The organism is Vibrio sp. CyArs1 (assembly GCF_022432925.1).
Taxonomy (GTDB): domain Bacteria; phylum Pseudomonadota; class Gammaproteobacteria; order Enterobacterales; family Vibrionaceae; genus Vibrio; species Vibrio mediterranei.
Genome location: NZ_JAKRBO010000005.1, coordinates 23,834 through 45,776, shown reverse-complemented (window position 1 = coordinate 45,776; position 21,943 = coordinate 23,834). Strand labels below are relative to the sequence as shown.

13 protein-coding genes and 4 pseudogenes are annotated in these 21,943 nt (G+C 38.3%); 7 read left to right on the top strand and 10 right to left on the bottom strand.

Annotation, left to right across the window (positions count from 1 at the left end; genetic code table 11):
* Window positions 1–145: 145 nt before the first annotated feature.
* On the bottom strand, window positions 146–1,273 hold the full coding sequence (locus MMA19_RS15515; protein ID WP_240206609.1) for an HNH endonuclease: 1,128 nt from the start codon (window positions 1,271–1,273) through the stop codon (window positions 146–148).
* A complete protein-coding gene (locus MMA19_RS15510) occupies window positions 1,263–1,889 on the bottom strand; it encodes a class I SAM-dependent methyltransferase (RefSeq protein ID WP_240206608.1) in 627 nt (208 codons plus the stop codon). The genes MMA19_RS15515 and MMA19_RS15510 overlap by 11 nt, the downstream gene beginning before the upstream one ends.
* A gap of 390 nt (window positions 1,890–2,279) precedes the next feature.
* Here MMA19_RS15510 and MMA19_RS15505 point away from each other — a divergent pair, with 390 nt between their 5' ends.
* From MMA19_RS15505 to MMA19_RS15490, 4 genes are all read left to right on the top strand, one after another.
* Window positions 2,280–3,074, top strand: coding sequence for a DUF3800 domain-containing protein (locus tag MMA19_RS15505; RefSeq protein WP_240206607.1), 795 nt, complete (start codon window positions 2,280–2,282; stop codon window positions 3,072–3,074).
* Window positions 3,075–3,198: 124 nt separating this feature from the next.
* On the top strand, window positions 3,199–3,726 hold the full coding sequence (locus MMA19_RS15500; RefSeq protein WP_240206606.1) for a hypothetical protein: 528 nt from the start codon (window positions 3,199–3,201) through the stop codon (window positions 3,724–3,726).
* A 153-nt stretch (window positions 3,727–3,879) separates the two neighbouring features.
* Complete coding sequence (locus MMA19_RS15495) at window positions 3,880–4,443, top strand: recombinase family protein (RefSeq protein WP_240206605.1); 564 nt, start codon at window positions 3,880–3,882, stop codon at window positions 4,441–4,443.
* Window positions 4,444–4,728: 285 nt separating this feature from the next.
* Complete coding sequence (locus MMA19_RS15490; protein ID WP_240206604.1) at window positions 4,729–5,547, top strand: hypothetical protein; 819 nt, start codon at window positions 4,729–4,731, stop codon at window positions 5,545–5,547.
* 116 nt (window positions 5,548–5,663) lie between these two features.
* On the opposite strand, the gene MMA19_RS15485 is transcribed toward MMA19_RS15490, so the two are convergent.
* From MMA19_RS15485 to MMA19_RS15450, 8 genes and pseudogenes are all read right to left on the bottom strand, one after another.
* The gene (locus tag MMA19_RS15485; protein WP_240206603.1) at window positions 5,664–7,331 is read right to left on the bottom strand and encodes a site-specific integrase; all 1,668 of its coding nucleotides are present in this window, start codon (window positions 7,329–7,331) and stop codon (window positions 5,664–5,666) included.
* Between the two features lie 372 nt (window positions 7,332–7,703).
* Window positions 7,704–8,876 carry a hypothetical protein gene (locus tag MMA19_RS15480; protein WP_240206602.1) on the bottom strand — a complete coding sequence of 391 codons (1,173 nt, stop codon included), beginning with the start codon at window positions 8,874–8,876 and terminating at the stop codon, window positions 7,704–7,706.
* 63 nt (window positions 8,877–8,939) lie between these two features.
* Window positions 8,940–9,859, bottom strand: a pseudogene (locus MMA19_RS15475) (IS5 family transposase).
* Window positions 9,860–10,390: 531 nt separating this feature from the next.
* Complete coding sequence (locus tag MMA19_RS15470) at window positions 10,391–12,058, bottom strand: response regulator (RefSeq protein WP_240206601.1); 1,668 nt, start codon at window positions 12,056–12,058, stop codon at window positions 10,391–10,393.
* A 136-nt stretch (window positions 12,059–12,194) separates the two neighbouring features.
* Window positions 12,195–13,253 (bottom strand): hypothetical protein, encoded by a 1,059-nt coding sequence (locus tag MMA19_RS15465; RefSeq protein WP_240206600.1) that lies wholly within the window; start codon window positions 13,251–13,253, stop codon window positions 12,195–12,197.
* Complete coding sequence (locus tag MMA19_RS15460; protein ID WP_240206599.1) at window positions 13,253–14,449, bottom strand: EAL domain-containing response regulator; 1,197 nt, start codon at window positions 14,447–14,449, stop codon at window positions 13,253–13,255. Before MMA19_RS15460 ends, MMA19_RS15465 begins: the two co-directional genes overlap by 1 nt.
* On the bottom strand, window positions 14,433–17,174 hold the full coding sequence (locus MMA19_RS15455) for an ATP-binding protein (protein ID WP_240206598.1): 2,742 nt from the start codon (window positions 17,172–17,174) through the stop codon (window positions 14,433–14,435). The genes MMA19_RS15460 and MMA19_RS15455 overlap by 17 nt, the downstream gene beginning before the upstream one ends.
* The gene (locus tag MMA19_RS15450; protein ID WP_240206597.1) at window positions 17,171–18,865 is read right to left on the bottom strand and encodes a response regulator; all 1,695 of its coding nucleotides are present in this window, start codon (window positions 18,863–18,865) and stop codon (window positions 17,171–17,173) included. The genes MMA19_RS15455 and MMA19_RS15450 overlap by 4 nt, the downstream gene beginning before the upstream one ends.
* 690 nt (window positions 18,866–19,555) lie before the next feature.
* On the opposite strand from MMA19_RS15450, the pseudogene MMA19_RS15445 reads away from it, so the two are divergent.
* The 3 pseudogenes from MMA19_RS15445 to MMA19_RS15435 form a co-directional block, all read left to right on the top strand.
* Window positions 19,556–20,031, top strand: a pseudogene (locus MMA19_RS15445) (transposase); the annotation flags it as partial.
* A 103-nt stretch (window positions 20,032–20,134) separates the two neighbouring features.
* A pseudogene (locus MMA19_RS15440) lies at window positions 20,135–21,523 on the top strand (IS66 family transposase); the annotation flags it as partial.
* Window positions 21,524–21,575: 52 nt separating this feature from the next.
* Window positions 21,576–21,851: pseudogene (locus MMA19_RS15435) on the top strand (IS5/IS1182 family transposase); the annotation flags it as partial.
* Window positions 21,852–21,943: the final 92 nt, after the last annotated feature.

Genomic DNA, 21,943 nt, shown 5'->3' with positions numbered 1-21,943 from the left:
TTACAGAGAAGATAAAAGTAGTGATGCGAATAAGTGCGCAAGTGCTGTAAAGAGAAGTTTTATTGGATGACGTTAGTTGACATAGTGGCGGAATTGGAGTCAATATCGTTCGTTTGGGCTCTAATTAAAGCCTATTATTTACCGCTCAAAACCCCTTAAAAAGAACACCTCTATGATGTTCCAAGTAACGCCTATGCTGACTTGATATTTGAAATGACATAGCTTCATGAATACCAACTACCTCAGGCTTTTCGAGGTATTTGGAGATCATCACTTTTCCTTGATTATCGAACGATATAAATCCGAGGTCGAACGCTTTATCTAAGTTTGCCAACAGGAGCAACCCGTTGTATTTATCTAAACGTTCTTCGTTACTCGAATCCCGCCAAGGTTTGATATGAGAAGCAAGAAGGAGTTGAGTGTTCTTATATCCGGTTAAGGCACAACCGCCCCACATTTCAACCAGCTGAGCCCTAAAATTGCCCTGTCCAATTCTAGTATTCACCAGAATTGTCTTTTCCGTTTCAGTAAGCTTCTGGTCAGACATAACTTGACGTATATCTGCATTGACGTCTACCTGAGCCAGATCTGCCAAGAAATTGTTGTAGTGAACCAGCGCCGCACTATACATGCCTTTACCTTTGCTATCGCGCTGTTTAAAGATCTCCATCGTTTTGGCCTTCGCTTCCAACGAAACAAATCGGCTATATGATTTCACCTCTGTTAATGGTTCGCGAATCTCGTTTGCATCCATCAGCCAATTTGAAATTGAGCCACGAATAGCTCCAAGGTAATTGGTTGCCGTCTTCTCAGACTTACCTAAATCCAATAACCATTGATAGTAAAGTGATGCTATGTCGGACAAATTGGTTACTAAGGCATCTTTCAACTCGTTTGACACGATATGACTTTTCATAAAGTCAAAAAGCTCCTCATCTAGATAAGCATATGAGATAGCTTTTGATGAGTAACGTTTGACAGCTTGTTCTTTATACCCCTCCTCAAGTTTGAGATGCCAAAAGCCTTCGCTCTTTAGATGAAAATATGGATTCTCAGGCGTATTTTTATCTCTTCCTTGAGCAAAGTTATCAAAGTAATGGGTAAATTGATCTTTGAGAGCCTGATTAAAAAATATCTTATTCGACGCAATGCCCCCCACATGAATAAGATCCATAACGGCCAGTAGCATACAAACCTTGTGAGGACTTTTCTTACCACCTGCACTATTCATATTGAGGTTTCTGAACTTATCCAGATACAACTCAAGAGCCATGTCGTCCCTCCCTATCAACACTTGGATTGTTTCTTAGCACAGCGGTTTGCCATCTAACTCCTTGCCTATGTTGTATGTCTTCGCCATTGAATACATCAACTAAAGCTAAGTTGAAGTCACTCGCCAGTTCCGTTAACTCTTCAACCGAAACAGAGTAAGACTCGCGGCCATCATTGAATAAACCATGACGCAATGAAATCACAATAACACCACTATTTTTCAAATGTTTAACTAGGGCATTCAACGCCTTTTTACGCAAGTTACTAGGAATATGCATCCAAACCGCAGAGACCAAAATGACGTCAAATTTAGTATTAAGCTCTGATAGTTGTTTAAGGTCAGGAAGCCTATCATCAAGCCATACAACCTCTTTCCCAGTGTGAGCACTACCTAAAACGAGCAGCTCTTTGCAAGGTTCACATGCAACCACATGACAGCCCAGACGAGTAAACCAAAGTGAATCTCTTCCCGAGCCCGCACCAATATCTAATACATTGTCTCCTACACTGGGCCAGTACTTTCGCCAAACGTTATGGACTTTCGTAGCCGCTAGAGAATTATATTGTTTGGCAAGTTCATCTGCATTTTCCGCGTAAAAAGAGGAGGTTATGGACATTATGATACCCCGTTTTGAACTGAAACCATCTTATAGGTCCAAGTTGCATAAAGCTAGAGGGCGCTAGGTTAGTACGAGATGTTTTGAGCTAAGTCACTATTTAGTGAAAACGCTGTCGGTCATAGAAAGGGGGGGAAGTATGGAAACGAAAAAGCCCCAGCATTTCTGCTGGGGCTTCGAATGTGGCGGGAGGGAGAGATTCGAACTCTCGATTGTGAGCTACCAAGTATAAATCTATTAAAAACAATAAGTTAAACATAGTGGATTTATGTAGTTTGTACCACTTTTTTGTACCTTTAAGCAACTTCAAAAACCCTATGCAACATATTGAACGTAAAATCCTAAAGTGGCAATATAGTCAGGTTCTCTGATCACGAGGTGCCATCTTAAATGAATAAGATTATTGCCTACGCCGATGAAAGCGGTATAACCAAAGGTTGCCCTTGTTATACTATTGGCATACTTACTATCCCAGAAGACTTTTCGGACGATTTCAACAGTCGAATGGACACGCTAATAGCAGGCAGTGGAATCAGAGGTGAGCTGAAGTGGCAAAAGATCCGAAAGAGTGCCGGAAAACTGAACCTGTGCATAGATATTGCCAAGTTAATCCTATCATCACCCTGCTCATTTCATTGTATTGTCGTTAGAAAAGACCTTTATAGAAAATGGCACCAAAATGAAGAAGAAGCATTCTTCACTACTTATGACTTTCTATTAGCCAACACCCTAAAAAATAAGAAAAGTTCAGCTACTGTAAGAATGGATCAAAAGACTACCTCTTACGCTAAGCAGGACGAGGTCGTTAAAATCATTAGTAACCACCTAATCAAAAAACAAGCAGGTGAAGCTGTAATAGAAGAACTCAGTATGGAAGACTCCAAGCAACACTTAGCACTTCAAGCTGTTGATATACTTACTGGAGCTGTAAATACTGGACATTGGCTTTACATAGACAGCAATGCGCAAATAGACCTCGCAAAAAAAGTAGCCTGCAAAAGAATAGCTATGACCTTAGGGTGGGAAAAGCTTGTCCACGACACAATGCCGAACGACGAGTTTTACATTTGGCACTTTCCACAAGAATATCGAAATACTCCATCAACAAAAAAAGTAGAAATAGACCTTAATGTCCCCTCAGTCTCTCGTGAACAATTTGAACGATGGGCTGAGTTATATGGCTAGCAGCCCACAAACTACTAGTTACGTGCACTGCTAACTTTATGTCAACAAACAACATCAAGTAGGTTTCCAACAAGGTATCAATTACTTATTGATAAATAGTGAACGCCTACTGGAGCAACAACTAATGCCAAGAATTGAACCAACAGAAGAGCAACTTAACGAGTGCCTTATTACCCCTCTTAAGAACTTCCAGTCCATAGATGGTGAAGCTGGAAGAGGTTTCATTTCAGAACTCTCAAAATGCATAGTTAAATCAGTGTTCAGGGATAGCCCATTAGAAGACTTGCACGCAGGATTTTCAATTGATGAGACAGAAACAGAACAGGATATTTCCAAGATAACTGACGAAGAAATGAAGCATCTAATGGTTCACACAACCAACCATTTAGCTAAGCTACTAGAAGACATTCTGAACGATCCTGAAAGCCTTTATCTATTTCTGCATGGATACACTAATGAAAAATCCTTACGCAACAAGAGTAAGGAAGAGCAAAGACAAGTTTTAGAAAGGATTTTGAAATATAACATTAAGTTAGCTCCTAGTTACTGGAACGAGCCAGACTGGGAACTTATAGACACAGAAAGAAAAAAAGGAGACATAAAAACTCAAGAAATCATAGCTATGGTGGATGACATGTCTCAAAAAGGATAGAGATATTTTTTAGAAGAGCTAGACACACTGTACCTGTTAGGTATACCCATATGACTATAGTCAAAGTCTGAATCAGACGTACCCGTTAGAGTTGCCATTTAATTATAGGTACAATATCTTAAAGCACTTCTAAGAACCAAACGGGTACACTAAGTGGCACACATAGCTTATTTGAGGGTCTCTACTGTAGACCAAAACACAGACCGTCAACTTGCTGATATTGGTATCTCATTTGATAAGTCTTTTACTGATAAATGCAGTGGTGGCTCAACTAGTCGACCAGCCTTGACGGAACTAAAAGAATACGCCCGTGAAGGGGATACCATCCACGTACACAGTATTGACCGCCTAGCTCGTAACTTGGTTGATTTAAAACAGCTAGTAAATGGTTGGAATGAACAGGGTGTGAGCGTTAAGTTCCATAAAGAAAGTCTTAGCTTCAAAGCTGGTGGAAGTGTTCATATGTCTGAACTGATGCTGAATATGTTAGGGGCTGTTGCTCAATTTGAGTTAGCAATGATTCAAGAGAGACGTCAGGAAGGCATTGAAAAGGCTAAAGTAGCAGGGAAATACAAAGGCAGACCTAGCAATGATAAGAACCACCAGCGCATAACACAGCTACGCTCCGAAGGGATTTCACTGCGTAAGATTGCTTCAGAGGTTGGTGTGTCTCTATCTACTGTTCAAAGAGCTTTAGCAGCTAGTCAGAAAAAATGAAGTTTTGAATCGACCATATTCTGTAAACGTAACTAGTCGATGCAATCGTAGTAGTCGGTACTAACCCTCAGACCTCCCCCCCTACCTTCGATAAAACTTCAGCGGCAGCCAATGCGTAGTCAAAAGAGCCGATATGACTACAGACAAACTCACACCAAAGACAATATCAAAGCCTTGTATATAAAGGATTTTTGGCGTAACAATCAAAAACATTATGGGTATACACCTTGTATTTACCTATACATGAATGTAGATTCAGAACCCCAAAATCATCTAGATACATAAATGAAAACAATAAGAATATCTCTATCAGCTATCAACCCAGAAGATAAACGCTATCAAGTTAGAGACCCTAGAGCGTCAACCTTCGGTGAGAAAGTTGACCAAGAAAAGACCTCTAGACGCCACATCAAAGCAATAGTCAAAGCACTAACCGATGACCCTAATCTCCGTATTGAGCTAATTGAAGTCGTAGAAGACCCAAATAAAACGGGACAGTACATCATTGTTGATGGTTTCCATCGATACGCAGCATTTAGCCAAATCAACACTAAATCTAAAGGCAAACTTCGCAAGCAGATTAGAGTCAAAGTCCATACTGAAGGTGTGCCAATAGAAAGAGCCCTCTCTATCAACACTGAACACAACGCACTACCTCTAACTAGCTCCCAACGAGTGGAGTTACAATGGCAACAGTTTCTGGTTTACAACCTACAAGAGGATAAACCAAGCATAAAACAAACGGCCGAACTACTTGGTGTTCAAACCTCAACTGTAAGTAACTGGCGCAAGCTGCACAAAGAGTTTGAGAGTGAAGGTTTCTTTGAAAAGGGTCACAACGTAGCAAAGAGCTCTCTTACAGGCTATCCAATGCTAAAACCAAGCCGTGACGAGTTAAAAAGATGCAGTGACTTCACAACGGTCGATGAAACAGACGGAGGCTTGCTTGATGCAGACAAAGAGCTAGCATTGGAGATACTTAAAAAGGCAAGAGCAAGCAAAGAACCAGACAAATTGTACACGTTCATCCAACACTACTGGGGCAACTCCATAGAGCATATTGACCTTGATATTAGCCTTGAAGAGTTGGAGACGGACTTCTAGCGTATATAAACACCGCCATTAGCTTTAACAAATCCCTCTAGTATAAGTAAAGCAATCCAACTAGAGGGAAACCTCCTAAAACTGCAATGGTTCTAATGCGAGACGAGGAAGTTTATCTACGCAACTTTCTTTGTTTTCAACTCCACCGTTCCGTACGAAGCTCCTATGTTCGATGGGGAGTGACCAGTAATTGAATCACTAACTGTATCAAGCACACTTTGTGCTCTTAGTTGAGTTCTAAAACTGTGCCTAAACGAATGAAAAGGTTGAGTTGTTTCCACTTCCAAAGCCCTCAATTGCTTTCTCCACCACTTACCTAACGCTGAATAGCACTTACCGTACTTGTTAGGTTTTAGCTCAGGGAATAGAAACTCCGACGAATCCTCGACATAATCCAGAAAGCCCAGCTCTATTAAATGGTCATGTATTGGCACACGCCTAAGTGAACTATCGTTTTTAACACTCTGCCCATTACCCCTGCGTATGTTCATAAAGTGGATCCCATCAACAGAAACCCCAATATCTGGCTTACGCAGCTGCACTATCTCACCAACTCTTGCTCCAGTGTACCTACACAGAATTGGAACCCAATAACAAGCCATACCACAAGGCTTAGGTGTTTCTGAGTAGTTAAAGGTATCAGCCTTAAACAATAGGCTTATTTGTTCAGCGGTGTAGCCCTTACCTTCATCTGCTTCTATTTTTTGTTTACGATTGACAACTTTCATCCCATGAAGAGGGTTTACATCAATCCACCCGAGTTCAATGGCATGACCAAATACTGCAGAGATCTTTCCTATTGTACCGTTGACCGTAGTGCTACTGATAGTCGTAAGACCTTCTTCTTTAGCCATCTGAACCTGAGCTTCAAGAGGTAAACTCCTTACCGTTTTAGCCTTAGATTTGGGCAATTGCAACGAAGTATCTCTGAAGTGAACAACATGATTACGTTTGACCTCACCGACATCAATATCACCAACTATTTCAATGAAACGTCTAATCAATTGTTTAACTTCATCAAGGGATTTGGTGTCTTTTCCTTTGAGTGTTTCCGAGTCAAAGTATAGGTTGAATAAAGATGATATTGAGCGCTCAGATTTCTGAACTCGCCTAGTTGTTACTTTGAGATTCTTAGGTATTGTAAGCTGTTGACCCACTATAGGGCTTTTAATCGCTGTATAACCAAAGTCACGTCTGTGCCTTGCTTCACAAACACTTTCTATATGCCTGACATAGGTATAAAAAGCACCAATTAGCTTTCTAAAGGCTGAACTATCCTTTGGTATGACTAAGCCTTCTAAGTCGAGTTGAGCCTGTATATAGCCCTCTAGAGCCTGAACGAGCTCCTGATACTCTTCACCTGTGGCTGCTTCTGCGTCCATCCCTCGAAACTCTAGACTGTCAGATAAACCAAACTGGTGAACACGCTCTTGTCCATCATCGGTGAAGTATCGTTCGTAAGTTAGAAAACTATCATAGTCCCCCGTAGAATCAATTTCTTCTCTAGTTCGTTCGTACCAGCGCTCTGCAATAATTGCACAGTCATAATCAGTCAGCTCAACGCTAGGACTGTTAGAAAGCTTGAGCTTAGCTAGATCAATCTGTTTGTGTGCTTGTTCTAGGTGTGAACCAAATACTCGTTTGGCTTCTTTGAAGTCTTTCGTCTTGAGAGAAGTTTTGAATTCGGTCTTGCCAATTAGAGGGACTAATTGTTTTGGGACAGCCATTCTGAAGTAATAGACTCCAGTTCTAGGATGCTTATGTGGTGTTGCCATAATGCCCATTTGTACCTACCTTTTGTACCACAAGGTAGCTACGCCAGATACAACTAAGCCCTCGTAACATAAGGAATTCTTACACTACAAGGGCTCACAGAACTTGGCGAGTGAGGAAGTCGGACTCTAAGCCTATCTATCTGAAATTTAACAACTTATGACAAGTCGACTTTCAGGAATATACACCTTGTCATACATTTCATTTTTGTGACAAACATCAAACTAAAAACTCCACTCTCAGTCTCTATTACTACTGGGGTAAGCACTTAGGAACATGTGACTGAGATTTCCATTAAATGAGATTCAATTAAACTATGGCAAATACCGCTGATCTACATTTTAACTAAATTGAATCAACACTGGATTACCAAATTTCCTTGGCTATTCAGTTAACTCGACTACTTTTTCTTCTGTATCAACATCAAAAATTAGATGTAACTGCTCTCGCATCAATCTTTTCCTAGCTTCGAAAAACAAAGCAAAGTCTACTAACTTGAGCGATTGTGTAGCGGGCACATAATTACGTTGACGATAATACTGTTCGTCAATCCCATTCTTGGATACCCAAATGTCCAGAGGTGTGGCCTGTTTCTCCGCGTTTTCTTGTCCTTCAAGTAATTGGAGATTAGGTAACTGGTCACGGAGGTTCTGCCAATGAGTAATATCTTCCTGTTGTAATGCCATGTCGACTAATGCTGATGTTTTAAAGCCACTGTGGGGATGCATATGATCTTGATGGAAGCTGATTTGGTCTATTTGAAGATCTGGATAAAGGACAGATAACAGCAAGAAACTGAAGCTACCTTTCTTATACTCTAGGAAATCCTCTATATCATCACCGTCAACTGTAAGCCTCTTACCACCAGCAAGTTTCGTATGTTGGAAACTAGAAAATGAAAAGCTAGTCTGTTTTAGAGGATAACTACCTTCACGCTTATCTCTCAATCCATCACGTAATCCACTTAAAGCTGAATCAGCTTGCCCGCTATAGATTTGCTTGAGCAGACCATGAATAACTAGCTTTCGCAACTCGGCTTTTGATTCTTTATCTACCCTTCCGCCTTTGAACACGTAATATGCTATTGGTGTAGCAGCATAGTTAGATGACAACCTGGTCTTATTGAAACCAAACTCACGTAATATTGATGAAGTTTTTGTTAGCGCCGTAAAGATTGCCCCCCAGTTATCACGAATCTTAGCTATGTTACTTCGATCAAACGTTTGTACCTTGAAGCTCATCGGTGCATCAATCAAAAACAAGCACGTTCTCATTAAAAAATCAGTGTTAAAATTGAAGAGACTATCCTCACCATTCATGGTCTCAATAAGCTGTTCGATATGCTCTCTCCCATCCTCCCAATGAGCGACCAACGTAGAAAATAACAAATCAGATTTTGATAGGATAGTACCGCCACTGTTTACACGCACAAATATATCCAGAATATCATCTAGGTCTTTGTCCACGATTTTGAAGTAGTTAATCAACTCATCTTGGTTTAACTTTTTAGCCAGCAAAAATAATTTTTTTCTTGCAACACGACCGTTTCGCCTCAACATATCTGCGGCTTTGTTACCGAACTCAACGAAAGAGCGAACGCAAGCTAAATAGTTCGCATTTTAAACAACATACTGAGTTTCGGGCATACCTATCCCAGTTAGCTTGTTGAGTGCTTTGAGCATGGCGTAAGTCTCACCAACTTGTGCATTGTAATTTCGAAGCGTGAGTGAAGCCCCTAGTAGTTGTTTTACGCGATACATAGCGGTCTCCGACAATGACCGCTTATGGTAACCATACTTCTGTTTCCACTTTTTGTTCGAGCCATAGAGCTTTTGGCAGCCAACTGCCAGATTGCGTAGATGCCCTTTTTCCCAGAAAGCTGCACCCTCACGCGGGGGAATTAAAGGTGTCGCTTTCTTAACTCTAATCGCTCTGTGACACTCTCTTGTATCGTATGCTCCATCTACCGAGATTTCCTTAATGGTTCGGCGTGTTTGCTTGAGTAGATTCGGGAGTACTTCCGCATCAGTCACACCTGATAGTGTTAGCTCTGCGGCGATAATTTCATGTGTATCTGTATCAACCGCAAGATGAAGTTTACGCCAAACTCGACGCTTGCCATCAGTTCCATGCTTTTTCACTTTCCATTCTCCCTCACCGTAAACCTTGAGCCCCGTTGCATCAATGGCTAGGTGTTGGATGGCGCCTCGTGTTGAGGCTTTGAAATAAATTCTACATCCTTGGCTCGGCGGCTTATACAGGTATAGTGAGGACAAACCAATGGGACATCCGCTAATTTGAATACTGAGTTTATGAAGCCTTGTAGCGCCCTTAAGGGTAAGGAAAAGATGCGCTTCACCATGAGAGCGGTCGTGATAGCTAAGTCACTAAACAATCACGGTCTACCACGTTTGTGCTGTTTAGATTGTTTCCACCCCGATATAGCTTCTTCGTCAATCCAGAACGTGAGTGAACCTCTATTGACTAGGGAGTTGTTGTACTTGCACCAGTTGGTGGTTTTATAGCGAGGCTTCGGCATGAAATCAAAGTCAGTGAATGAATGTCCCTGATCTGATCGCAAAATTCTGATTTAGTTCATTCGATTTCGGCAACAAAGCCTCGACAACTATTTAAAAAACTATTTAAACGAAAGTAAGAGAGACATCCAGGTTTGAAAATCAAAGGTAGTTTGATTCAGAGTAAAATATAAGACACCAATAGTCATGCGTAAGGCTCTAACAACAAAATTCCTTATCATATTACGCTTATTAACTTGCTCGAACTATTATATAAAAATTCTGTCTTTTACAATCTCAGATACATATCAACCAATAGCTAACTTGCAATCGTTACCTTTAGTGTATCATTATTACCAATATACAGTACGTAAAAAATCCACTACTCAAAAGGGGAAGAACAGTAGCGGCTTAGTAATTTGTAGAGGGCGGGACTTCCATGTCCCTATTGATCAGAGGAAGTAGTCTTCGGAAATAACCCTAGTCAATATGAGTGATTATAATATATTCACTCAATAAAATCTATATTTAATCTCACAATAATGTATAAAGCCTCAATCGAATATTGATATTGCGTTACTATACATCTTGGCCAATTTATTTTCTTCAAATTCGGTATAAGTATAAAGTAACTTACAATATCGATAGGAGCGTCTAAGTATTGGCTTCAACTTCTCTTTAAGCTTTTCATCAGGTACTAAGTGCTGGGAGACATTGATAACTGATTTATACGCCTCTGCATCGTAAATATTTGACTCATAGAGTTTTATAGCCATTCGCAGAGCAGACTGAAAATCACGTCTCTCCATATTATCCTTGAACGACGACAGGTTATTTGCGAAATCTTTTGTTACGGTATTGTACTTTATAGCCAGCTCTGTATACATCAAAATGACCGACTCTGATACCAAACCGATATCACCAAGTTCCATTACCTTCTTTTTGAAGCGCAGTGAATTGTCGTTAAATTCCTTTCTATAATAAAAAAGAGAGAGTATGTATGATAAATGATATAACTCCGAAAGATTGCCTAACTTGTTATCTTTTAAGGCTTCGAAAATGAGATTTTTTCCCTCGTTTATTTTTCCTTCCAAAATAAATATATGTGCATTGATAAGCGTATTTGAAAGGGCATTCTTGTCAACAATTGTTGTATCAGCATAAGCTAAATTATGTTGTTGACTCATAACGAAACTGTCAAAATCTGCTTTGACTCGGTTAATAGAACCTTTTAGGTATTCATGAGATAGTCTGTAGTTACTGTCTATATCGAGAAGTGTCGACCTTAATATATTGTATGTACAAGCATCATTATCCAGAAAAGTACCTTCGACGAGCTTTTGATAAGATATAAAACATGAACTTGCTGCTTTTGGGTTATTATTAGCGACATTTAGCATAGCTAGAGCCAATTGTCTTTCAGGATTATTAAGAGCTAAGTTAGATATATAAGTCAACTTATGTATTGCCTGCTTAACATTCTTATCATGAATATCAATCCTAGATGATAACACGTGCATACGTAATGAATTTGGATGTTCGTCTAGATAACTCGTTATCAAATCGCTAGCCAAATCGAATTTTTTCTTTGTTATGTATAGCTCTACTAACTCGCAGCTTGCCCATTCAACACCATCTCTTGCTATAATTTCCTTCAATAACAGCTCTAACTCCCCAAAATTACTAGTCAACATCAAGCATTTCGCTTTTATCTTTTGGATTGGAAGTTGATATTTGGGATATTTGAATAGGAGCTCGCCACACAAATCGATAGCTTCAACGTATTTTTTTTCTTGATAAACCCTGTAAAGAGAAGCTAGAGTCATTTTACGTAAAACGGACTTCATAATTCGATTTGAAAGTTGAGTCGCACTAAATGGCTTAAGTATATACTCATCAGGACTAACTTCTATAATAGAACGAACTAACTTAGCCGAAGATTCGCCCGTTACCATTATGAAAACACCTTCTGGCTTAAGGCGCTGCAGGTATGTAAGCTCTTCGAAAACCTGCCGACCATTCAATTTATCATGAAATTCAAAGTCACAAATTATCAGGTCAAAAAACTGCTCTGAAGATAGGGAAAGTATTGACTTTGGATCCTTTGCTATTTGTATATTATCGTCATTAAAGCCCATGCCCAAAATGATTCTTCGCACACTAGAAATAATAACCGGCGAATCATCCGCGATCAAAACCGTTTTGTCTTTATATATACTCATCAGACCAGCTATCTATTAATTTAGTATTATTTAATCGATTATACTATAATCAACAATATGCATGAAGGCCTATTTGGAATAAAAAGTAACATTTAAGAAGGGAATTAAACGAAATTCTCTAAAAAGTGGCTATAGACTAACTAGACAGGAAATTCGTTTCATGGCTATCACTGTTTTCCTCTCTAGAGTTTTCAAAAATAGAAAGCAGTTTAGGATCAAAGTCTTTTCTTCTTAAAAATTGATTTAATATGTATATCAATGAGTCAGCCTTCAATGGGTTCTTTTTCATAAACAACGATAATTGTTTACAGAGCTTTTGAATTTCTATAACAGATTTTACGTCAACTTCCTTCATCAAATGTTGATTTTTGATGACTACTTTCTCATCACTCAAGTAGCCTCCCAAGGACGACCAGAATAAAGCGACCGGGTAATTCTTGTGATATTCATTTGACCAAGTTTTTGCAAGAAAAGTCATTGCGTCGACATCACCTGTTTCAGCAGCTCTTTCAAGCCAATACAAACCTTTGAGTGAATCTACCTTTGTACCTACCCCTTCTAAATAATGGACACCAAGCTTTTTCATACTCAAAGTATCGTGTTTTTTTGCTGAAGAGAATAATAGATTCGTAGAAAACCTCGGGTCTGGCTTTTCATTGTTTTTCGATACTAACCATTCAGACAAAAGTGTAATTGCGTCTATATCATCCTCATTGCATAGCTCCGTTAAGTATGTTGTTACTTCAATAACTATATTTTTTCTTTTATAGTGGCTTTCCAAAATAGATGCACAACATTTGAACTTTGTAGTTTTCTCTTCGGAATATCTAAATAAATACAATAAGTAGTAAGCTTTTTGTTCATCTGTACTAGTAGAAATCACACTGTTACTAATGATCTCTACTAAACGTTTCTGTGAATAAGTATTATTTAGTTTTGCGGCGACTAGATACCACTTTAGGGCTAATTGTATATTGGTTTTTTCATAACGTTTTGCTAAAACAACGGCAGACGATTCATCTCCATCATACGCTTGTTGCTCTAATATCTGAATTTGTTTTTTTCTTTCTTGATTTAATATCTGTATATAGTCATTATTGTTTGTTCTTGTGACAATAGCCTTCTTCTTGGGCTTTGAAACCAAGAGAAAAATTGAAGAAAATACCAATATTAGTAATAATACTATGATTAACATTACTCTGATTCTGATAGTTGACCATTGATAAATGTGATCGGCATTGGTCTACCGAAGTAAAAACCTTGAAAATGTCGAACTCCTAGTTCTTTCAAAATATCCAAAGTCTGATAATCTTCTACTCCCTCTGTAATCAGTTTTATGTTGAGTGCTGTGGCTAATGCAACTAATAGAGAGACGACTTCAGTCTTTTTTTGAGAATATGTAATATCCCTTACTATACTTTTGTCCACTTTTAGTTCGGATATAGGTAGATCTAGAACTTTGTCCAATGACGCAAAACCAGTACCAAAGTCATCAATTGATAATCTAAACCCTTTAATTGCAAGGCGAGAGAGATTAGACAGCATGGAAACACTATCCTCATACATTTCCTCTTCGGTTATCTCCAAAGTCAAATCCTGATACTTAAAGTTATATTTATCACACAATTGTACAAGATGTGAATACAACGTTTTATTTCTGAGTATTTCCTGTGTTACATTTAAAGATAGTGATTTTTGAATATTGAATTCCCGAAAATCGATGAACGCTTGTTCTAAACTAGTTAACATTAGACTAAAAATATAACCGTTCAGTTTAACTATCGGGATAAAATCTCCTGGTAGTATATAATCTCCTTTTTTATCGACTAATCTGGTTAAAATTTCAAATGAAACAACTTGGTTTTTTTCAACATCAAATTGTGGTTGATAGAAGTTAACAATACTACAATCGTAATATAGGCTTATGATTTCTTCGTGGCTATAGCTACTTTTTGTTTCGATGATCACATTTTCGTTGGTAGAAAATTCTAGTTTGGAATTTATATACTCAATTAATTTTGAATTAACGTCTACTTTCCTAAAAACAGCGTGCGAACCAAACTCAAGTTTCCGACATATTTTTTCAACCACTTTCAACACATCTTCATCGATAGAGCTTACAATGATAACATGTTCAAGATCGAACTCATCTAAATAAGTCAGCAGTTCGACACCATCCATATCTGGAAGTTTTATATCACAGATAACCATATCAAACTTAACACCGTCTCTTAGCAGTACAAGGCACTCTTCTGCTCTTTCAACCGCTGTCACGCTGGTAAAGCCATTAGTGCATAGAAAACTACGCATATAATTACGTTGTACAACATCATCCTCTACGACTAGAATTTTGAAGTTAGATTTATGGTACATCTTAAGATTTTTTTTCATTATTAAGATCTTCTAGTGCTTTATCTAAGTTCGAAATAAATATTATTTTTAACTCCTCGATGCCTTGTGATACTCTTAAAGTGCTATAACGTTCTAGTAGTGATTCAATGCTTAGATTTTTTATGTATTCCGACTGCCCTTTATACATATGCATTAATTGATCAAACTCATCTACCGTCGAGAAGCTCTCTATTCGACATTTATCATCTTCGAAAGACTTGATAATGATATTTTTAAACTCGTCATCCAAATAGCTAATCTCAGCTACATTATCCTGCTCCTCTTCTTCGAAAGCTTCAAACTCATGAACGATAAGGAATTTAGTCAAATATGAGTAAAGCTCGTTCGGATTTTTGACATTCACGACATTTCCGCCATCGATGACGGAATCGTTCATATGGACATATAAACTTGGAACATTCAGCATCGAGCCTGTTTTTATTGAGTTTATTTCACTGTAATCAAACAAGATCAAATCATAGGCGTTCTTGGACTTGATGTCTTTTAAGTCCCATAGTTCCAAGTTATAAACGTCGTAATCAATGAGCTGAGGTTCGCAAAAACGACTTAGTTTGGTCAACACCTCGTCATCATCGAGTACAAATGCCAACTTTCCTATAATTCTATCGTTAGGAATATCTAAGCTTGCATCTGTTGCATATTCTCGGATTTTCTCAATCAGTTCACCCTTTTTTACCGGTTTATATATAGTATCATCAAAGTACTCACTGTAATCTTCAACCATTTGAAAACTAAATACGTTAGCTGTTAAGGCTATTATAGGCATATTAGATTTAGATTTAATGATTTTGGCAGCATCAACACCATTCATTACCGGCATTTGTATGTCCATTAAGACACAGTCAAAGGTAAAGCTATCACAAGCTTCAACCGCCTCTTTTCCGTTAGTAACAAATGTGACATTTTGAAACTCAGACAAGAGTCCTTCGAGTATATATCGATTAACATCATTATCCTCTGCGACTAATATTTTCAACTGGTAGTTGATTTCGTTAGTGTTTTGTTTTTCGTTACCATTCCCATATTCACCTTCAGCACAAAGTGAATCAAAGCTCACTCTAAAAGTGGAGCCAGTATTTTCTTTACTTTCAATCGTCAGGTTCCCTTTCATCGTCTTAACAAAATTGTTAACTATGAATAGTCCTAACCCGGTACCTGTTTGGTGTTTATTTAGAATGTTAATATCTTGAAAAAAAGGTTTCGTCAGTTCATTGATTTTATCATCAGCGATCCCAATACCAGTGTCCTTAACTTCGAAAACAATTAAATCATCGCTTCTATTCACTGTTAATATAATATCGCCTTTACTTGTAAATTTATGCGCATTTGAAACTAGGTTATTTATAACCTGCTTTAATCGCCTTCTATCTAGTTGAAGATAACTGCAAAGTGGTACGTTGTTTATAACTTCAAAATTTACATTATCTTTTTGATACAATGTAGTTAGTTCTTTGGCTAATTCCTCAACAAACTCTCTTACATTAAACAAGTTCTTTTCAAAAACAATTTCATTACCGGACTCGATTTTTGAAACGTCAAGAATATCATTAACTATTTGAACAAGAGTTTTGGCTGTATTATTAATTAATGTAATATCATGTTTGTTTGAAGTGCTTAACTTACCTTCTAACATTTTGTCTGTGATACCTACAACACCCGAAATTGGAGTCCTTATTTCATGACTAATGTTAGCCAGAAAAATGCTCTTCATTTTATTTTTATATTGAGCTTTCCTTCTTTGCTCCGCCTCAATTTTCACAAGATTGCTATAGTTCACAAAACTGCGAAATTGGAAAAATAGCAGAATCAGTAAACTAAGCTCCAAAATTATAGTTGAGTATCTAAGCGTATCTTTAGACTCTTGGGTTTTCTTGAAGCCTGAAAGTAGGATGTCTTCTTTAGCTGACAATGTATCACTAATCGTCCTAAAATTTGCTTCCTGATTTATTAATTTGGAGTTAATTTCTGAATTTAACCTTATGAATTCATCAATACTAGCCATAAGATTTTCTTCTTTTACAAACTCCAAACGCTGCTTTACTTTAAATGGTAAAAAATCTATTAGACTATCGATTTTCAACAATGCATGACCTACAGCATTCTTTAACTCTAAAGCTTGCTTACTATCAACCTCTAAATCATTTACAGACGAGTTCAATATCAAACTGATCTTATCCAAATAATAGGTGGCTTTATATATTTTAGTCGTTGTGGCAAACCAAACTTTCAGTTCATTTTTATTCGAGGTTTTTACTGCCTCATCAAATTCCTCGATTAATTTGTTATTTCCACCTCTTATTTCATCAAATGCGTTTGCGCTTTCTATTTGAAACTGTTTTAGTTCACTACTAAGTTTTTGTTTACGCTCAAAAAGAATACCAAAAGCTTCAAAGTTCATTACATAATCATCTAGCAAAATTCGCAGTTCAGCGAAGCGACTCTTATCTAGATCTAGTGTGTTTTTTAACGACTCAAGTGTCTCGGTTAAATTAATATGACTCTGTATAGTTTGGGAGGCAATATAGATCTTTTTTTGTTTCTTAGATTCATCCAGCAATCTATTGACTTTGTTTAGCACTAAAACTTCATTGTAATAGTCATCAATCTGTCTTACACGTTTGAGAACATTAATTTGCACAGCGATAATCAAAACCACTGTAAACATCGAAAGCAGAAACGGTAATTTACTTTTGTTTACTTTCATCTTTCAAGGCCTTGTAACGCATTTTCATATTGTGTGCTTATACCATGCTCTAGCATTTCCTCGGTTGTGTATAAACCTTTGCAACGTTCATAACAAACTTTTAAAATTTTTTTTGTTCTTCCGCGAGTATAATTAGTAGGCCAGGCAGAAACCATATTTTTAATCAGCAATAAATTACCATCTCTGAAATATGGAGCCTTAATTGTTAGCTTTATTAATTCATCAATAGCCAAACTTACATTTCCTTGCTGTATCATACTTTCGTAGTTTCCCATAGTTTTTTTAATATAATTTTTTTGTTTAACATGCTTTTCTTTCAATTTACTTATCATCGCTATCATGGAATTAAGAACCAAAGGATCAATTTCTTTATTATTAATGAAAAATTCTGTTTTTGATATTACAGCATTGAACTCTTTGTCATACATAAATAATGACAATAAATATGCAAAATGGAATAATTCATAGAAGTTATCCCATTTAGTTACTTTGAAAGCATGCTTTAACATTAAAATAGAGTGCTTGATATTTCCTTCTATTTCGTGGATATGAGCTTCAACAAGTTCTTTACTCATAAAACTACTAATATGAGTACCACCACCATCACCATACTCAACATCAGCTTGATGAGATTGACTTATTTGGTGATATTCAAAGTAAATTTCTGGTTTAACTTTTCGCCCAGGACTTGTAGTGTTTCCAAGTGTTGTAGGTTCTTTATTCCCAAGGGAGTTATAATAGCATAGAAGTGTACGTATTACGTTATATCTAGATTCGACCGTATTTCTGTAAGTATCTTTGCTCAAATCAAAATATACCATATACCTATTGGCAGCGGTATTGTAATCACCTTGAGAAAAGCAAAGATTCGCTATCACTAATTCTCGGTCAGGGTTTCCAGGCGAAATTTCACTAAGATATTCAAATTTTTTCACAGCACTAGGTATATCACTACTATATATATCGCTCTTGGCTGACATATTAAGCATGCTTACAGAGCTTGGTACTTTCTCTAGATATTCGTTGATTAGACTTTGTGCCTTGACCACGTCTCCCATCTCTATATAGGAATCAACTAAGCCAACGTTTGCCCATTCTGTGTCATTATCTTCAAGTAGTCCTTCGTAAAGCTCTTTCGCCTCTCTATAACGATTCAAATACCGAAGAAACTCTCCCCTGAACTTTTGTATAAGTGAATAGTACTTATGATGGTCAAACTCTAATTCATCGCACAAGGTCAGTCCTTTCTCATACTCCTTGTTATTATGAGCTCCATAGAGCTTCCCAAGAGCTTTTCTTCTATTAATCGCTCTCGAAAGTTTTTTGTTTAAATAAGTAGCGTTAAATGGTTTCAATAAATATTCATCTGGCATCAGCTCTATAATGGCTCTTACTACTTTTGCGGAGGACTCGCCTGTTACCATCATAAATACCGACGTATCTTTCAACAAACCATAATGATTTAGCTCTTCAAAAATCTGTCTGCCATTAAGCCTATTCATGAAATTGAAATCACAAATGACCACGTCAAATGCTTCTTTCTTTGCTTGATACAAGACGGCTTTTGGGTCTTTTACATGTACTACATTACTATCTTTGAAACCCATACCGAACAAAATTCTTCGTATACTAGATAACATCACAGGTGAATCATCAGCTATGAGCGCGTTTAGTTCAAAGTACTCGTTCATTCCAGCTCCCAAGCCTATGTCTCATTTTTGAGATATTGATGCCAAATATATAAATTAACATTGATTTTACAACATTTTTTAGTGATACCGATCCATAAATTTTATAAATTAGATGACATTTCACACGATTACTTTATTTATGCGATCGATATCACACTTAGCTTTGAGTATAGTAGCATCTCGTTGCTCATTTGGTTTTTACGAGTGTTTCTTAAATGTTACCAAACCCAGATGTACACTTTCCATTTGACACATTACCTTAACAACAGTTGAGCAACGCCGAGACCTTTACTACATTGCTATTCTCACAAGGATGAAAATTCCTAACGATAAAACAAGTCTAGCCCTTGAATTTTCAATGCTTATATTTCTGTTCATGTATAGATTACCAACTAAATTTCATTGCTCCCGTCTAAGCATCGTGAACACATTAATACTTTCGTAATTTTATTGCGCTGTTAGTAGATTACCGAAAGAATCAATAACCTAAAGAGTTGCTGTGTACTTCCTGAAATATCAATGATCTCCGAGAATTTATCTTTCTGCTTTTGTATAAGGCGTGCCGTTGTTGCCTAAATCCATTGCACCTTTTCAAAGTCTCGCTACCAGGTCCTTTATGATGGCTAGGACGTTGGTAATATGGATAAAGCAAAAAAGAAAATAACCAACTGGACCTAGTACTATAAAGCCTTGTGCAAAGTAGGGTCAGTTACATTTTGGATAGATGACTCAGCCATAGATGCATAGCAATGTAGGGCCTATCATGGTAAGCGTGGTAGAGGCTTCCAGTATTCAGATACAGCAATTGAAACTGCCTTGATGATCCAGGATATCTTCTCTCTATTAACGCGTGCGGTTCAGGTTAAATATCGCAATAGACCTAGAGGAGCTATTCGCCATATAGCTATTGTCTCAAAGTCTTTGACGAGGCTGAGTGGAAATAGAAAAAGCATGGGGCAGAAAAACGCAGAACATGGCGTAAACTGCACCTAACTGTAGATTTGGATACTCACGAAGCTTTTAGTGCGGAAGTCAGCCTTGTAAATGTTGGCGATAGTAAAGTGCTACCGACGTTGCCCAATCCACCACGCAGAAAAATCACTGCAGTATCTGCCGATGGAGCCTACGACACCAAAAATTGCCATGAGATTCTGAAAAAGAAAGGTTAGTAAGTGTTCACCAGTCCTTTATTGACATTCAAGTGTGACTCATCGCACTTGATTTACTTTTTCTTCTAGAGTGATCATTCCTAGCCTTCAAGCTGGAGATATGAAAAAGTGCAAATTTACACAAGCACCACCTATTACTTCCAACATCAATGAATCTAACGCGCTCATCGAAACTCTATGGGAGCAACTGTGCGATTGTGAAGGCAAGCTGAGAACAAGTTACTCTAACTCTTCCAAGCCGCCTTCTCCCGATGGTCCGAAAGAACGGGCTGAACGAAAATGCGCAAAGCTCCGGTGGCCGCAATTCGAGGGGAGCTAAACAAGGCCACTTAAGGAGTCAACGACAACTCTCTGAGCTAGAGGATACTGACACTGTCATTGACTGCTTGCCTGACTCAACTTGTCTGCGCTGTGGTGAATAGGAAATTTCCGTTCGCCATAACCCATTTTGTCGTCATCTAGTACACGAAATACCAAAGCTACGGTTGATATCACTGAATACCAACGATTTTAAGGCCAGTACCAACACTGTAGTGAGGTCATTAGAGCAAAGAAACCTAACAATATCCCACAAGGTATTATGGCGCCTAACCTGTTCAGCTGCATCGTTGTGTTGGCTGGACAATATCATTTAAGTCCCCCCAAGATCCGTTCTCAGTTAAAAGAGGAACTAGGCACAACTTTCTCTGTTGGTGCCATCAGTGAAGCACACACCAAAGTTACTTCAATGTTGCCCCCTTTGCATCACGCAATTCGCAACAGTATCCAAACTGCATCGTTGGTTCATGTCGAAGAAGCATCCCAACCTCGCAATAGTGAAGAGAGCTTACATTGGCGCTGGTTGGTAGCGAATGAAGACCTTGTCTACAAAAAGATTTTATTCTCTCATTCTGCCAAGGCCATGTTAGGTGCGAACTACTCGGGCTTAGTCGTCACCGACCAATGCCAAGCAACTGGTTGAAACCAGAAAAACATAAACTGTGCTGGTCTCATGTAAAGAGGAATCCATAGCAGATAGCAGATTATAGTGTCGGTGGTGATACTTCTCATGTTGGTAAACGTCTGACACTTATCTCAAATATGGTCTTTAGAATACGCCACCGCCCAGATAGAGAAAAAATCCAGTATGTACAATATATCCGTCGTATGAACAGGCTTCGAAAATCGTTTAATCACTGGCTTCAAAAAGGCAGTGGGATAGTCCTACGGCGCTACAAAGGTCGATTTGAAAAACTGCCATCCCATTGGTAAACGCTTATTGCTGTTTCTAAAGGATACCTCGATATCTCGGACTAACAACGAAGCGGAGCGGCGAATACGTGGATGTGTTATCCAGTGTAAGATTTGCTCCGCCGAGACATCTGATGCCAGTGACAAGTTCAAAGGCAGAGTGCATTCACTTGTGGAGACCAGTAATAAGCGAGGGATGTCAACCTTGCCTGCGTTAGCAGAAATCGTGCAGGCGGTTAACCTTAATCAACCTCCCCCAATAGCTTTAGCCTCTAGTTCACTGAGTCAAGTACCTACCAGTGAACGCTTACAAAGGTTGTACTCGGTTGATTCCGCCTCCAAAAAATGCGGCGCTTTGGGAAGATAGTCGTCCCAGAAACGAAGCGGTGGTAGCTCCAAAAAATGCCAGAATAGCAAAGTGGAAAGCCGAATCTGGTTATCACTCTCGCTCATTATCTGAGACCGCGATGCCTCAATATAAAGGACTAACAAGCTGCAAATTGAGCTTGATATTTTACAACGCTCAATTTGGTGAAATCATGGCGAATGTCAAAGTCATAGGACTAGATATGCCCGTCAGTAACTGACGGCAGTTGGCAAAGCGTCGTTGATCTTCTGCCTGATTTAATCATATATGGACACTCCTTATTGGCAAGTAGCAATTGGAAAATTGGTAGTC